Annotated in this window: 14 protein-coding genes; 5 read left to right on the top strand and 9 right to left on the bottom strand. The window is 58.5% G+C overall.

The window, feature by feature from the left end:
• The first annotated feature begins 80 nt into the window (after window positions 1-80).
• Window positions 81-539, top strand: a complete 459-nt coding sequence (locus tag J1C59_RS08325; RefSeq protein WP_128083896.1) for a DUF986 family protein — start codon at window positions 81-83, stop codon at window positions 537-539.
• On the opposite strand, the gene rlmA is transcribed toward J1C59_RS08325, so the two are convergent.
• From rlmA to J1C59_RS08300, 4 genes are all read right to left on the bottom strand, one after another.
• On the bottom strand, window positions 536-1,345 hold the full coding sequence (gene rlmA, locus J1C59_RS08320; protein WP_128083895.1) for a 23S rRNA (guanine(745)-N(1))-methyltransferase: 810 nt from the start codon (window positions 1,343-1,345) through the stop codon (window positions 536-538). The two genes, J1C59_RS08325 and rlmA, sit on opposite strands and share 4 nt — an antisense overlap.
• A gap of 137 nt (window positions 1,346-1,482) precedes the next feature.
• On the bottom strand, window positions 1,483-1,692 hold the full coding sequence (gene cspE / locus J1C59_RS08315) for a transcription antiterminator/RNA stability regulator CspE (RefSeq protein ID WP_003852684.1): 210 nt from the start codon (window positions 1,690-1,692) through the stop codon (window positions 1,483-1,485).
• Window positions 1,693-2,336: 644 nt separating this feature from the next.
• Entirely contained in the window at window positions 2,337-3,347 is a 1,011-nt protein-coding gene (locus J1C59_RS08305) for an MBL fold metallo-hydrolase (RefSeq protein WP_140917264.1), read from the bottom strand.
• Window positions 3,348-3,365: 18 nt separating this feature from the next.
• Complete coding sequence (locus J1C59_RS08300) at window positions 3,366-3,638, bottom strand: YebO family protein (protein ID WP_128083894.1); 273 nt, start codon at window positions 3,636-3,638, stop codon at window positions 3,366-3,368.
• A gap of 212 nt (window positions 3,639-3,850) precedes the next feature.
• On the opposite strand from J1C59_RS08300, the gene J1C59_RS08295 reads away from it, so the two are divergent.
• Window positions 3,851-4,087 (top strand): YobH family protein, encoded by a 237-nt coding sequence (locus tag J1C59_RS08295; protein ID WP_128083893.1) that lies wholly within the window; start codon window positions 3,851-3,853, stop codon window positions 4,085-4,087.
• Window positions 4,088-4,117: 30 nt separating this feature from the next.
• Here the strand turns inward: J1C59_RS08295 and kdgR are convergent, their stop codons facing one another.
• Window positions 4,118-4,909, bottom strand: a complete 792-nt coding sequence (gene kdgR / locus J1C59_RS08290; protein ID WP_128083892.1) for a DNA-binding transcriptional regulator KdgR — start codon at window positions 4,907-4,909, stop codon at window positions 4,118-4,120.
• A 185-nt stretch (window positions 4,910-5,094) separates the two neighbouring features.
• Between kdgR and J1C59_RS08285 the strand changes: the two genes are divergently transcribed.
• The gene (locus tag J1C59_RS08285) at window positions 5,095-6,465 is read left to right on the top strand and encodes an MFS transporter (protein ID WP_128083891.1); all 1,371 of its coding nucleotides are present in this window, start codon (window positions 5,095-5,097) and stop codon (window positions 6,463-6,465) included.
• A gap of 258 nt (window positions 6,466-6,723) precedes the next feature.
• Here the strand turns inward: J1C59_RS08285 and htpX are convergent, their stop codons facing one another.
• From htpX to J1C59_RS08265, 4 genes are all read right to left on the bottom strand, one after another.
• The gene (gene htpX, locus J1C59_RS08280) at window positions 6,724-7,605 is read right to left on the bottom strand and encodes a protease HtpX (RefSeq protein WP_128083890.1); all 882 of its coding nucleotides are present in this window, start codon (window positions 7,603-7,605) and stop codon (window positions 6,724-6,726) included.
• A gap of 244 nt (window positions 7,606-7,849) precedes the next feature.
• Window positions 7,850-9,889 (bottom strand): carboxy terminal-processing peptidase, encoded by a 2,040-nt coding sequence (gene prc, locus J1C59_RS08275; protein WP_128083889.1) that lies wholly within the window; start codon window positions 9,887-9,889, stop codon window positions 7,850-7,852.
• Window positions 9,890-9,908: 19 nt separating this feature from the next.
• Window positions 9,909-10,610, bottom strand: a complete 702-nt coding sequence (proQ, locus tag J1C59_RS08270) for an RNA chaperone ProQ (RefSeq protein WP_111138850.1) — start codon at window positions 10,608-10,610, stop codon at window positions 9,909-9,911.
• Between the two features lie 96 nt (window positions 10,611-10,706).
• Window positions 10,707-11,207, bottom strand: coding sequence for a GAF domain-containing protein (locus J1C59_RS08265; RefSeq protein ID WP_128083888.1), 501 nt, complete (start codon window positions 11,205-11,207; stop codon window positions 10,707-10,709).
• 214 nt (window positions 11,208-11,421) lie between these two features.
• On the opposite strand from J1C59_RS08265, the gene yebS reads away from it, so the two are divergent.
• Together yebS and J1C59_RS08255 are read left to right on the top strand one after the other, a co-directional pair.
• The gene (gene yebS / locus J1C59_RS08260) at window positions 11,422-12,666 is read left to right on the top strand and encodes a membrane integrity lipid transport subunit YebS (RefSeq protein WP_140917265.1); all 1,245 of its coding nucleotides are present in this window, start codon (window positions 11,422-11,424) and stop codon (window positions 12,664-12,666) included.
• Window positions 12,635-15,268, top strand: coding sequence for a PqiB family protein (locus tag J1C59_RS08255; RefSeq protein ID WP_128083887.1), 2,634 nt, complete (start codon window positions 12,635-12,637; stop codon window positions 15,266-15,268). Before yebS ends, J1C59_RS08255 begins: the two co-directional genes overlap by 32 nt.
• Window positions 15,269-15,401: the final 133 nt, after the last annotated feature.

The raw sequence follows: 15,401 nt of genomic DNA, 5'->3' as shown, positions 1-15,401 counted from the left end.
CCGGGCGGGCCGACGCCCGGTGGCTAACAGGATGAGCCGGGCCATTCCCGGCTGATCTCACCCTGTCTGAGGCCGCTGCCATGTCGTTAACCGATGCGCTGATCGCGCTCTGTATCGCCGCCCTGCTGCTGTTTGCCATTTATGATGAGGCGATCCTGCCCCGCCGTCGCGGCCCGACCCGGTTACGGGTGACGCTGCGGCGACAGCATAAAATCGACAGCCTGATTTTTATCGGGCTGCTGCTGATCCTGCTCTGGAACAACCTCAGCCATCAGGGGTCGCCGCTCACCACCTCGCTGCTGATGGTGCTGAGTTTTCTGGCGTTCTGGCTCTTCTGGCTGCGCAGACCCACGCTACTGATGAAGAACACGGGGCTGTTTTACGCCGGTGTCTGGGTCGATTACCGGCGGATTCAGGGCATGAATCTTTCTGAGGATGGCATTCTGGTGGTGCAGCTGGAGCAGCGCCGGCTGCTGATTGCGGTACAGCAGCTCGACGATCTGGAGCGCATCTATCATACGCTGGTGGAGGCGCGTTAGTCGCGCTGCCAGAGTGTCAGGCTGAAGTCCGCATCGCAGCTGAACTGCTCACGCTGTTGCAGGGTCTGCCAGACCGCTTCACGCGCACGCCAGGCGAACGGCGTCATCTGCAGCAGGGTCGTCGCAGCCGTGCCCGTCAGCGCCATCGGGTAGCGCAGCGCATGCTGTGCCAGCGGGTGGAAGCCGGGATAGGATTTCTGCTCCGGCACATGCAGCTGCACTTCGCGATAAATCAGCGCTTTGAACTGCTGCAAATGGTGCGGGCCGGGCGTGACGGTCAGCACCCACCCGCCCGGCTTCAGCACGCGCGCCAGCTCAGCTTCATTGCAGGGCGCATAAATTCGCACCACCGCATCCAGCGACCCATCAGCAAAGGGTAAGCGCTGGCTGGAGGCGACGCAGAAACGCACCGCCGGATAGCGCTTTGCCGCCAGGCGGATCGCCGTTCTGGCGACATCCAGCCCGTAGATCTCTGCCGCTTCACCGGCGGCGTCGGCCAGCGCGGCGGTGTAGTATCCTTCCCCGCAGCCGATGTCCAGCACGCGGCACCCAGGCTGCTGCAGCACGGGGGCAAGCAGCGAGACAACCTGATCCCGCAGCGGCTGGTAATAGCCCGCCTCAAGAAACGCCCGTCTCGCCTGCATCATCTCTGCACTGTCACCCGGTTCCCGCGAGCGTTTATGCTGAACGGGCAGCAGATTGACATACCCTTCCTTCGCCTGATCGAACTGATGGCGATTTTCGCAGCCCCAGCTGCGTGCATTCAGGGTGAGAGCGGCGTGACAAAGAGGGCAAATCAGGGACATAAGGTGCTCCGGCATCAGATAACGCGGCGCAGTGTAACCTTATCGTTTACGCATCGGAAGCATAAAGAAAGCCCCGGCTATGCAGCCAGGGCTTTAAAATTCCAGGTCAGGGTGCGATGCACCGGGCTGGCATCGAATCAGATAGCAGTGACGTTAACAGCTGCCGGGCCTTTCTGGCCATCCTGAATTTCAAACTCAACGCTCTGGCCTTCAGCCAGGGTTTTGAAACCATTGCCCTGGATTGCAGAGAAGTGTACGAACACGTCTTTGCTGCCGTCTGCAGGGGTGATGAAGCCAAAACCTTTAGACTCGTTGAACCACTTAACCTGACCTTTAATCTTTGCCATTTTGCAAATTCCTTTAGATGTTTATTAAGCCCGAAGGCTGTCTTACAGAAAAACCAGAGACATTACTGCATGAGGCACTAATTAAGGTTCGGCAAGGAAGCGGTATTCAACGTCAACGTCTTTACTCGTACTTCTTTACTGAAGATGCCATGCATAAACAGAACTGTACCTCGTTTAACCCACGAATTGTTATCACATATCCCAAAAATAATGGCAAGCCATTTTTAATGCCTCAGCGAGGCTGCGCACACAATTGACGAAAGGCTCACACTGCCTGATCAGGGAGGGGGACAACAGGCGGCGCGAATAACGCCCCGGCGCGGCCAGCCCCCATTTTCGCACAGCGTTTACGGCGCTAACCTGATGGATACCATAAGAAATTAATATTGCATAAATATGGCAGAAGCAGAATGAATAAGCGAAGCGGCATCAACCGGCGTTATGTGAAATCGGCCGCCAATCCTGTACAGCGTCTCTTATTTCGTACAGATAACACTTTTTTTGCACCAAAAGCAGGAGCCATACATAAGCGCTGCGCCAAATAAAAGCAACGGCAACCATTTTACTTATTAAGAATTTAACTTTCGATTTGAAAAAATTGACGCCGGATAAAAAAATGCTGGCTTTTATTTATCCGGCAGGCTTTAGGACGATTCCTGGGAGGCGATATTCAGACCGCGGCTTTCGCCTATTCGCCACGGGGCAAAGCCGCCGTTGCGCTCATTTGCCCGGCTCAGCGCCTGTGCCAGTTCCTGCGGAGGCGCATCCAGCGACTCGTCGGCCAGCTCGAAAACACCCCAGTGGATGGGCAGCGTCAGCGGCCTGCCCGCCTTCTGCCACAGCGCCACCGCCTGATCCGGATCCATGTGCTGTCCGGCCATGAACCAGCGCGGCGCATAGGCACCAATCGGCAGCGCCGCCAGCGTGAACGGCCCCAGCCGGGCGATAATCTCAGCAAGGCTGTCGCTGTAGCCGCTGTCGCCGGAGAACCAGAAACGGCAGGCGGCTGAGCGCACTACCCAGCCGCACCAGAGTGAGCGGTTGCGGTCACGGGGCGTCCGCATACTCCAGTGCCGCGCCGGTACGGCATCGATGTGAAGGTCGCCGAGCGTGATCGACTGCCACCAGTCGAGCTGATGCACCTTGCTGACACCGCGCGCCCTGCACCACTTCGCCAGCCCCAGCGGCACAACAAAGGTCGCCTGCGGAAACCGGCGGACTATCGCCTTCACCGTCGATCGGTCGAGGTGGTCGTAGTGATTGTGCGAAATCAGCACCAGGTCCAGCTGTGGCAGATCGGCGATGCTGAGCGGTGCAGGCGTTTTTCGCTGCGGCCCGGCAAACGGCAGCGGCGAGGCGCGCGAGGAGAGCACCGGATCGATCAGGATATAGCGCTGGTTCAGGCGCAGCAGCACCGCGGCATGGCCGAGCCACCACAGACGATCGTCACTGCCGCTGAGATCGGCCGGCTGCCACCACTCGCCGGTAAAAGCCGCATAGCCCTGACGGGGCGGCAGCGGCAATCCCCCGGCTTTGCGTTCGCGGCGCCAGCGCCTGAGATCGCCCGGCTGCCGCAGATCCGGTTCAGGATTGGTAAAACCCTGAGGCGTATGATGCGCTTTGCTGCTGTCGTACCACGGATTTTTCCAGGCCATCCCGCCTCCCTGCTGTGATTAACGTTCCGGGATTAACCGGATAAAGTCGCGCTTATCCTCTTCGTCTTCGGTTTTTTTCATCTCCGCACCGGGCTGCATCTCAATCAGCCGACGCAGCAGCTGGTTCTGTTTCTTCTGCTCTTCCAGCAGCGACTCCAGTAACCGGATCTGTTCACCGGCGCGCACGCTGGCCCGGTTAACAAAGAACCAGGCGATAAACGCCACAATCACCATGATGACCAGCAGGCCATAACTGACCAGCGATCCCGAATTTGCGGCTAACTCATTCATAACTGCCTCATAAAACTAAGTGAAAATGCCAGAACGTCACAGCCGCCTATTCTACCTGTCGGCACTGCAAAAGATAATGGGGCGAAGAGGAATGCAGAATTTGCCGTTTCAGTTATCTCTGATCGATTCCGCCAGAAAAGCCGGGCATGCTGATATCATTATACCCGGCGGCACCCTGTGCGGCGCTGAGCTATCTTTCACAAGGAGACTTCATGAAACTGTTTATTCGCGCGATAGGCCTGCTGGCGGTGATCTGGCTGGCGATGCTGTTTACCGGCTACGGCGTACTGACCGGCAGTACGAAGAACGCGGCCGGGCTCGGCCTGCAATGCAGTTATCTCACCGCGCGCGGCGTGATCAGCGCCCAGTACCTGCACACTGACAGTGGCGTGGTCGGGGTGACAGATTGTCCGCTGCTGAAGAAAAGCGGAGAGGTGATCGACAATTAATGATGAGCGGGCCGGATGGCCCGCTTTTCTTCAGAACGGGTAGTCGTGATAGCCCATCTCTGCGGAGAGCGTGCGCGCCGCCCGGTGCAGCATGCTGACATAGTCCTGACGGGCATCCTCTGAAAACCGGATGGTGGGAAACGAGATACTGAGCCCGGCAATCACCACGCCAAAGCGGTCAAATACCGGCACGGCGAGGCAGCGTAATCCCTCTTCCTGCTCTTCATTGTCTTCGCCATAGCCCTGCACCCTGACCTGATCCAGCACTGCAAGCAACGCCTCGGCGCTCAACAGGGTATTGGCGGTGCTGCGTCTGAACTCCACGTCCCGCAGGATCTCATCCACTTCGCTGCGGTCGCGCCAGGCCAGCAGCACCTTGCCGATGGCGGTGGTGTGCAGCGGGTTACGGCGGCCAATGCGCGAATACATGCGCAGATTGTAGAGGGAGTCGATTTTGTGGATATAGACAATGCTGTCCTCTTCCAGCGCACCCAGATGAATGGTCTCTCGGGTCAGGCGCGACAGCTCACGCATCTGCACATCGGCGCTGCGGATTAAATCGACGTTCTGTAGCGCCTTCGCGCCCAGTTCAAACAGCTTCAGCGTCAGGGAGTACTTTTCGCTCTCGCCTTCCTGCGTCACGTAACCCAGCGACTTCATGGTCTGCAGAAAACGATAGACGGTACTTTTGGACATCATCACACGCTGCGCAAGCTCGGTGATACCGTGATCGCGCTCTTCACCCAGCGCCTGCAGAATGCCAAACACTTTGAGAACCGAAGAGACTGAATCGGGCTGTTTATCATTTTCAGCAGAGGACATCACGCACCTTGTTAAGCTGTTTCAAAAAAAATGGAACGGACCGTCAGTATAGAGCGAGGCCCCGCAGGGCAGCAATCCTTTAACCATTAAGTCATATTTTAAGACAGTTTTTATTTACCACATCGCTGCATTTCCCGGCTAACTTCATTAGCATGATGATATTCACCCTCTTTAGTAGTTAACTTATGACCCTCTCTCCCCCGCAGGATGGCTTACCCACGGCGCAGCGCTACAAGGCGATTGTCACCATCGCCCTCGGCCTGACGATGGCCGTGCTGGATGGCGCGATTGCCAACGTCGCGCTGCCGACGATTTCGCGTGAGCTTAACGCCAGCCCGGCGCAGTCGATCTGGATTGTGAATGCTTATCAGATAGCCATTATTGTCTCACTGCTGTCGCTCTCGTTTCTCGGCGACATGCTCGGTTACCGTCGCGTCTATCAGGCGGGCCTGGCGCTGTTTATCGTCACCTCGCTGTTCTGCGCCTTCTCGACTTCACTGACGATGCTGACCTTCGCCCGCGTGCTGCAGGGGCTGGGCGGCGCGGCGCTGATGAGTGTGAATACGGCGCTGATACGCATTATCTATCCGCAGCGCTATCTGGGGCGCGGCATGGCAATCAACTCGCTGGTCGTGGCCGTCTCCACCGCGGCCGGGCCGACGGTGGCGGCTGCTATTCTGTCGGTGGCGAGCTGGAAATGGCTGTTTCTGATTAACGTGCCGCTGGGCGCCGTGGCGCTCTGGCTGGCGCTGCGCACCCTGCCGGATAACCCGCAGAAGACGACCACCCAGAAGTTCGACGTGCCCAGCGCCATCATGAACGCCCTGTTCTTCGGGCTAATCATCTCTGCCCTGAGCGGGTTTGCCCAGGGTCAGCGTCATCTGCTGGTGCTGACGGAAGTCGTGGCGCTGCTGGTGATCGGCTGGTTCTTTATCCGGCGTCAGCTGAACATGGCGGTGCCGCTGTTGCCGGTGGATCTGCTGCGCATCCCGATTTTCAGCCTGTCGATGGGCACCTCGGTCTGCTCCTTCTGCGCACAGATGCTGGCGATGGTCTCCCTGCCCTTCTTCCTGCAGAACGTTCTGCAGCGCAGTGAAGTGGCGACGGGGTTGCTGCTGACGCCCTGGCCGCTGGCAACGATGGTGTTTGCGCCGATTGCAGGCCGGCTGATTGAACGCTTCCACGCCGGGCTGCTGGGCGGCATCGGTCTGGCCATGTTCGCCCTGGGGCTGTTCCTGCTCGCCTGGCTGCCGGCGGATCCGGCGGATGGCGATATCATCTGGCGCATGATGCTGTGCGGCGCCGGATTCGGGCTGTTCCAGTCCCCTAATAACCATACGATTGTCACCTCGGCCCCGCGCCATCGCAGCGGCGGGGCCAGCGGTATGCTGGGCACCGCACGCCTGCTCGGACAGAGTATGGGCGCGGCGCTGGTTGCGTTAATGTTCAATCTGTTCGATGAACAGGGAACGCATGCGTCACTGCTGCTGGCGGGCAGTTTTGCCGCCGTCGCGGCACTGGTGAGCGTGTCGCGCATGACACAAAGTCGCGCGTGAGCGTAACACCTGGCTTCTGACCGCGTGCTGACCCGCGCTGTCAGGCGCGGACTGCTCAGACCGTCCGGAGCGATCGTGCGGGCCCGTCATCCCAGACGACCGGCCCGCACGATGGGGCGCCGCATCCCGGCGGTGTCCCTGTAAACGGGTTCATCTGCGCCGCTCCCTTTCCTGCTCGCTCAGCAGAGGGTGATCGGGATCAGGGCGAATAAACAGAAAAGGCGACCCGGAGGTCGCCTTTTTTTAGGTGGCTTAACGCTATTTCAGATACTGACCGCTGCGCAGGGCTTCGATACGTTTGTCCAGCGGCGGGTGCGACATAAACAGCTCGCTGAAGGATTTCCCTTTGCCGTTGATACAGAACGCCATCATGCTGCTCGGCTCCTGCGGTTCGTAGCTGGTTTTCAGGCGCTGCAGGGCCGCAATCATCTTCTCGCGTCCCACCAGCTTCGCTGAACCGGCGTCGGCGTGGAACTCACGGTGACGGGAGAACCACATGGTGATGATGCTGGCGAGAATACCAAACACCAGTTCCAGCACCATTGATACCGCAAAGTAGACCAGCGGGTTACCGTTGCTGCTCTCCTCATCATCGCGGTTGCCGGACATAAAGCCCGCCGCGATCTGCGCCAGAATACGTGACACGAAAATCACGAAGGTGTTTACCACACCCTGAATCAGCGTCATGGTGATCATGTCGCCGTTGGCGATGTGCGACACTTCATGCGCCAGCACCGCTTCCGCTTCGTCGCGGCTCATGTTCTGCAGCAGACCGGTCGAGACAGCAACCAGCGACGCGTTACGCCGCGCGCCCGTGGCAAAGGCGTTGATGTCCGGGGCGTGATAAATCGCCACCTGCGGCATCGCAATGCCCGCCTGCTGAGCCTGACGGCCAATGGTGTCCATCAGCCAGCGCTCGGTTTCGTTGCGTGGCTGTTCAATCACTTCACCACCAACCGATCGCAGCGCCATCCACTTCGACATCAGCAGTGAAACAAACGCACCGCCGAAGCCAAACAGGCCTGCCATAATCATCAGGCCCTGAACACTGCTTGACTGGATCCCTGTCAGGCTGAGAATCAGCCCGAATACCAACATCACAGCCAGGTTGGTCATCAGGAAAAGAGCAATACGCATCATTTTGGTTAATCTTCCTCAGTAGTTCACGCGCCTATACGCGGATCCATATCCTATGAGCATTGGGCTGGTTTTCAAGCAACCTTAACGTTTAAGTGCCTAAAAAGACATAACTTTACATTCTGACACGTCTGAAACCGGGCCTGGCATTCCGGCGGCTTTCAGCACGCTGAACCGGGGCGACAGGAACGGTTTTCGGACGCAAAAAAAAGCACCGCTGAGCGGTGCTTTTCCGGACAACAGCGGATTATTTCGCCGCCGGCGCCTCTGGCTGGGCTTTCTCCAGCTGCGCAAGATCGTTGGCGATCTTCACCGTCTCATCGAGGTAAGGATCGGGCTCTTTGTAATCTTTCGGCAGCTCATCCAGGTTTTTCAGCGGTTTTTTGCCTTCGGCCTGGTAGCGCGCGTTGATACGTTCCAGACGTGACGCATCATCTTCGCGATTCTCTTTCTCGCGCTGCGCCAGGTTCAGCGACACGATGTTGCGTTTATCCTTCAGGGCATTGAAACGTGCAATGTCCTTCATGATGTACTGGAACTCGCGATCCTGAGCGATACGATCGGCGTGCTGCTTCGTCAGCTGCGCAACCAGCGGTTTGATATCACCGGTTTTGACGTAGGTTGCAGCTTTGATGCTGTCCCACGGCAGCGCGTTATCCTCAAATTTCTCACCGGTTTCCGCCGCTTCCACGCCGGTTGGCATCAGCAGATCGGGCGTGACGCCTTTACGCTGGGTGCTGCCGCCGTTGATGCGGTAGAACTTCTGGATGGTGTAGGAGACGGAGCCTAACGCCGGCCATTCCGGACGCAGCATCTGATCGTAGATGCGATTCAGCGAGCGATACTGCTGCACGGTGCCTTTACCAAAGGTCGGTTCACCGACGATCACCGCACGGCCATAATCCTGCATCGCGGCTGCGAAGATCTCAGAGGCCGAGGCGCTGAAGCGATCGACCAGCACCACCAGCGGACCTTTGTAATAAACCACGCCGTCGTTGTCGCTGTCTTCACGCACGCGACCGTTGTTGTCGCGAACCTGCACCACCGGGCCACTTGGAATAAACAGGCCGGAAAGTGACACGGCTTCAGTCAGTGCGCCACCGCCGTTGGTACGCAGATCGATCACCACGCTGTCGACGTTCTGCTTCTGTAGTTTCTGCAGCTGCACTTTCACGTCATCGGTCAGACCGACATAGAAGCCGGGGATATCCAGCACGCCGACTTTCTGCTTGCCGACGTTTTTAACGCTCATTTTCACCGCGCGATCTTCCAGACGGATCTTCTCGCGCGTCAGCGTTACGGTACGGGTTTTGGTGCCCTTACCGGCTGGCAGGATCTCAAGGCGCACTTTGCTGCCCTTTGGCCCTTTGATTTTGGCGACCACATCATCCAGACGCCAGCCGATCACATCTTCCATCGGCTTGCCGGGCTGCCCCACGCCGACGATGCGATCGCCTACGGTGATGGCTTTGCTTTTCGCGGCCGGGCCGCCTGCGACCATTGAGTTGATGACGGTGTAGTCATCGTCCATCTGCAGCACGGCACCGATCCCCTCCAGAGAGAGGCTCATTTCGGTATTGAACTGCTCGGTGTTACGCGGCGACAGATAGCTGGTGTGCGGATCGATTTCGCGGGCGAAGGCGTTCATCACCAGCTGGAAAACGTCTTCACCGTTGCTCTGGGCCAGACGACGGATGGCGAAGTTGTAACGCTTGGTCAGAACGTCGCGGATCTCCTTATCGTCTTTACCCGCCAGCTTCAGACTCAGCTGGTCATATTTCACCTTGGCATCCCAGAGGGCGTTGAGTTCCGCTTCATCTTTCGGCCACGGGGCTTTTGCGCGATCAATGTCGATAGTGTCATTGCCGCTGAAATTCATCGGGCGAGCCAGCACCGTCAGCGCGTACTGATAGCGCTCGAAACGGCGTTTCTGCGCCAGATTGTAGAGATCGTAAAAAAGGTCCAGCTTGCCGCTGCGCAGCTCATCGCCGACGGTGCCCTTTTTACTGGCAAACTGCGCCACGTCCGATGCCAGCAGCACGTTATGGCTGTAGTCGAGCATGTTCAGGTAGCGATCGAAAATCTTCGCTGAAAAGTTCTGATCCAGGTCGAACTGACGGTAGTGGGAACGGGTGAAGCGCGAGGTTACGCGCTCACTGACCGTGGGGTCCTGCGGGTCTTCATGAAGCTGGGGGATCTGATCGGCGCGCGTGATGTTCTCCGCGCCGAAAGTGGGGCCTGCTAACAGCAGGCCCGCAATAAGTCCAACTTTTAAAAGGGTGTTCATGCCGGGATTAGCCTCCGTTTCAGAACTGCAAATGTTCTGCGCGCACAATCATTGCCATGCCGGAAGCGAGCTGGACCCGAACGCCGTCTTTCGATACTTCCAGAACGGTAGCGTCCATCGCACTTTTGCCTGCTTTAACTTTAATACTCTGGCCGGGTTGCAAAGTTGAGGTATCAGTGATGGGTTTAGCTTCCTGCTCCGGACGCGGAGCGGGCTTGCGATGTTGTGAGGCGGTCGCACGCGGTGCCGTGTTCTGAGGACGCGGTTTACGCGGTGCATCGCCTTCTGCAGGCTTACGGGCGGCCGGCTTGCGTGGACGACGCGGTGCCGCGCCCTCTTCGCTCTCGCCAGCTTCGCGACGGGCGGCACGCTGCTGATCGCGCTGCGCCTGAACACGCGCTTTGGCTTCTTCAAGCTGCTTGCGTGCATGCTCAACGTGCTGCTCATCCAGCACGCCGCAGGCGTTGCCGTCGAGATCGACACGAATTGCACCGGCTTTGATGCCGTACAGGTAACGCCAGCTAGACGTATAGAGACGCAGCGCAGAACGCAGCTGTGTTTTGCTCAGACCCATTTCGCCCTGAACACGCTCGACCAGATCCTGAAAGATACCGATTTTGAGCGGACGCGCTTCACCTTCAGCGCTAAAGCAGTGCGGAAAGCGCTCCGCCAGAAACGTGATAACTTCTTTACTGCTATTCAACTTAGGTTGATTTTCCATGAAATTTCCTGATTACAACGGGTTTGCCGACCAGCGCAGGCATGAACAGGCGACATTATAATGACAACATCGCTAAATGCCATGTGATCCAGTCGATTAGCTGCGTGTCAGCTGCAGATATTTTTCTAAGTCGCTGTTCGCAAGCACTTCACAAAGCCCATCAGTCAGTGTGACCAGGCCCGATTCGTCTTCGCTGTCAAAGCGATTGAACACCACGCTGTCAATGTCCAGCACCCCAACCACAGTGCCATTCACTTTCAGAGGAATCACAATCTCAGCATTGCTGGCCGCGTCACAGGCGATGTGGCCCGGGAAAGCATGCACATCGTCCACGCGTTGCACTTTCTCTTCTGCCAGCGCCGTACCACACACCCCTTTACCGACCGGAATACGGACACAGGCGATTTTGCCCTGGAACGGGCCCAGCACCAGCGTATCGGCTTCCGTCAGCAGGTAGAAACCTGCCCAGTTCACGCCTTCGAGACGTTCGTACAGCAGCGCACTGAAGTTTCCCATTGCGGCGAGGAACGCCGTTTCTCCCGCCAGCAAGGCGCGCATATCGCGATTCAAATCGGCGTAAAAGGCAGTTTTGTTCATTATTTAACCGTTACCAATGACATCTGAACGGAGTGACTGAGACCGTTCGTTAAAAATAAGTTTTAAATATCCAGAGCCACAAGGTGAATCATAGCGTTAGTTGCTATACCCTTAGCATTCTGTGGATCGAAGCGTGAAGCCCGAGACAGGCACACAGACAATGTCCTGACGACCAATAATAGTTACTTCTGAAGAGCGAAAACTGCCTCACCCTATGAAAATTCACGCTATCAGCCAGACATTGCCTCACGCACGTTATCAGCGTTGTCCGCAATGCGATACCCTTTTTTCCTTACCGGATGTGAAATCGCATCAGTCGGCCTATTGCCCGCGCTGCAATGCCGAAATTCTCAGCGGTCGCGACTGGTCCATGACCCGCCTGATGGCGATGGCCGCGACCATGATTGTATTAATGCCCTTCGCCTTCTCGATGCCGCTGGTCGATATCCGGCTGCTCGGGATGCGCATCAACGCCAGCGTGCTGGAGGGCGTTATCCAGATGACCCAGCAGGGCGATGTGCTGACCGCCTCAATGGTGGCGTTCTGCACCATCGGCGCGCCGGTCACGCTGGTGGCCGGCATCTGTTATCTCGGCATCGGGCAGCGCCTGGGGATGAACCTGCGGCCCGTGCTGCTGATGCTGGAGAAGCTCAAAGAGTGGGTGATGCTCGATATCTATCTGATCGGTATCGCCGTGGCGTCCATTAAAGTCCAGGACTATGCTTCGCTGGAGATTGGCTACGGGCTGGCGGCCTACATTGCCCTGACGGTGCTGAGCGTGCTGACGCTGATCCACCTGAATATGGAGCAGCTGTGGGAGCATTTCTACCCGCAGCGGCCGGGGAATATGGCCCGCGACGCGATGCAGGTCTGCCTGAACTGCCACAACACCGGCCTGCCCGACGCGCGTGGCCGCTGTCCGCGCTGCCATACCCCGCTCGACTTCCGGCGTCGGCACAGCCTGCAAAAATCCTGGGCCGCGCTGATTGCGTCGATTGTGTTGCTGATCCCCGCCAACCTGATGCCCATCTCGGTGGTCTACGTGAACGGGTCGCGCCGCGAGGATACGATCTTCTCCGGCATCCTGTCGCTGGGGGAAGGCAATGTGCCGGTGGCCGCGATTGTGTTTATCGCCAGTATTCTGGTGCCCTTTACCAAGGTGCTGGTGATGCTGACGCTGCTGCTCAGCATTCACTTTCGCTGTGAACAGGGGCTCAGAACCCGCATCCTGTTACTGCGGTTCGTGACCTGGGTGGGCCGCTGGTCGATGCTCGATCTGTTTGTCATTTCATTAACCATGTCGCTGGTCAACCGTGACCAGCTGCTGGCTTTTACCATGGGACCGGCGGCGCTGTTTTTTGGCGCGGCCGTCATCCTGACCATTATGTCTGTTGAGTGGCTGGACAGCCGCCTGCTCTGGGATGCACATGCAACAGGAAACGCCGACTACACCGACTAACGCCACGCTGCGCAACAAGCGTAAAGTTTCGCCCTTCTGGCTGCTGCCGATTATTGCGATGCTGATCGCCGGCTGGCTGCTCTGGACCAATTACCAGGAGCGCGGCACCACCATCACCATTAATTTCCAGACGGCGGATGGGATCGTGCCGGGCCGCACCCCGATTCGTTATCAGGGCGTGGAAGTGGGCACCGTGCAGGGCATTAATCTCAGCGACGACTATCGCAGCATCCAGATCAAAGCGAGCATCAAAAGCGACATGCGCGATGCGCTGCGTGAAGATACGCAGTTCTGGCTGGTGACGCCGAAAGCCTCCCTGGCGGGGGTGTCGGGGCTGGATGCGCTGGTGGGCGGTAACTACATCGGGATGATGCCGGGCAAAGGCAAACCCAGCGAAGCCTTTACCGCGCTGGATACGCAGCCTAAATACCGGGTCAATACCGGCGAACTGCTGATCCATCTGCATGCGCCCGATCTGGGCTCGCTCAACACCGGGTCGCTGGTCTACTACCGTAAAATTCCGGTGGGCCGGGTCTATGACTACAACATCAACAGCAAGAGTGACGGGGTGGCGATCGATGTGCTGATCGACCGTCGTTTTGTCAATCTGGTGAAAACCAGCAGCCGCTTCTGGAACGTGTCGGGCGTCAACGCCGACGTCAGCCTGAGCGGCGCGAAGGTTCAGCTGGAGAGCCTGGCGGCGCTGGTCAATGGCGCTATCGCCTTTGACTCGCCAGAGGGTGCGCAGGCGGCGAAGGCGGAGCAGCACTACCGGCTCTACCCCGACCTCGCACACAGCCAGCGCGGTGTACTGATCACCCTGGACCTGCCGGACGGCAAGAACCTGAAAGCGGGCAGCACGCCGCTGATCTATCAGGGGCTGGAGGTCGGTACGCTGACCCGACTCAACCTGCAGGATGGCGGTAAGGTCACCGGCGAACTGACCATCGATCCTTCGGTCGTTGGCCTGATGCGCAGTGGCACCCGGATTGAGATGCACAGCCCGAAAATCAGCCTGACCGACACCAGCCTCAGCGCGCTGCTGACCGGCAATACGCTGGAACTGGTGCCGGGCGAAGGCGAACCGCAGCAGCACTTCACCGTGCTGGCGTCGAATGAAACCCTGCTGCAGCAGCCGAATGTGCTGACGGTCAGGCTCAGCGCACCGGAGAGCTATGGCATCGACCAGGGCCAGCCGCTGATGCTGCACGGCATGCAGATCGGCCAGGTGATGTCGCGTTCGCTGGATGAAAATGGCGTCAATTTTGTGGTGGCGGTTAACCCGGAGAATCGCAACCTGGTGCACGGCGACAGTAAATTCATCGTTAACAGCCGCCTCGATGTGAAGTTTGGTCTGGATGGGATGCAGGTGTTAGGCGCCAGCGCCCGTGAGTGGGTCGATGGTGGCATCCGGCTGGAGCCGGGCAAAAAAGGCGAACCGAAAAGTGCCTATCCGCTGTATGCCGACGCGGAAAAAGCGGATGAAGGTATTACCGGCGACGGCCCGTCTACCACGCTGATGCTGACGGCGAACAGCCTGCCGGATGTACAGGCCGGTTCGGTGGTGCTCTACCGCAAATATCAGGTCGGCGAGATCGTGAAAGTGACGCCGCGCGCCGACGCCTTCGATATCGCCGTACACATCAAGCCGGAGTATCGCAAGCTGCTCACCAGCGAAAGCGTCTTCTGGGCTGAGGGCGGCGCGCGCGTCAGCCTGAACGGCAGCGGCCTGACCGTGCAGGCGTCTCCGCTGAACCGGGCGTTGAAAGGCGCGATCAGCTTCGACAACATGAGTGGTGCGCAGTCAGTTAAAGGGGCCAAACGGGTGCTCTACTCCTCTGAAACGGCGGCCCGCGCGGTCGGCAGTCAGATTACGCTGCACACGTATGACGCCAGCAAGCTCTCTGCGGGGATGCCGATTCGCTATCTGGGGATTAACGTCGGCCAGGTCGAGTCGCTGTCATTGAGCAAAGATAACAATCAGGTGGTGGCGAAAGCGGTGCTCTACCCTGAGTACGTCAACGACTTTGCCCGTCTGGGCAGCCGCTTCTCGGTGGTGTCGCCGGAGATCTCTGCGACTGGCGTCAACCATCTGGAGACGCTGCTGCAGCCTTACGTCAACGTTGATCCGGGTAAAGGCAGCGCCGCGCGCACGTTCGAGCTGCAGGAGAGCACGATTACCGATTCGCGTTACCTGAACGGCCTGAATATCTATGTGGATGCCACCGAGGCAGGCTCCCTGTCGCTGGGTACGCCGGTGCTGTTCCGCGGGGTGGAAGTGGGCACCGTGACCGGCACCTCGCTGGGAAATATGGCGGACCGCGTACAGATCGCCCTGCGCATCAGCAAGAAGTATCAGCATCTGGTGCGTAATAACTCGGTGTTCTGGCTGGCGTCCGGCTATAACCTCGACTTCGGCCTGGTGGGCGGCGTGGTGAAAACCGGCACCTTCCAGCAGTTTATCCGTGGCGGCATCCAGTTTGCGACGCCGCCGACGGTGCCGCTGGCGCCGCAGGCGACCCCGGATAAGCACTTCCTGCTGCAGGATGAAGCGCCGAAAGAGTGGCGTAACTGGGGAACGGCGATTCCGTCTCCGCGTTAACTGACGCGGGATCGCGGGCCATGGACGGCCCGCGCTGAGCCTGCCAGGAAGGGCGTCTTTGCGTAAGGCGCAGGCTCCCTGAGCCTTCACATCATTCACTCTCAGACGGGCAGCCAGGCTGCCCGTTTGCTTT

It is taken from the genome of Pantoea deleyi, assembly GCF_022647325.1.
GTDB lineage: Bacteria > Pseudomonadota > Gammaproteobacteria > Enterobacterales > Enterobacteriaceae > Pantoea > Pantoea deleyi.
The sequence above is the reverse complement of the archived record's forward strand: the minus strand, read 5'-3'. Positions and strand labels throughout refer to the sequence as shown.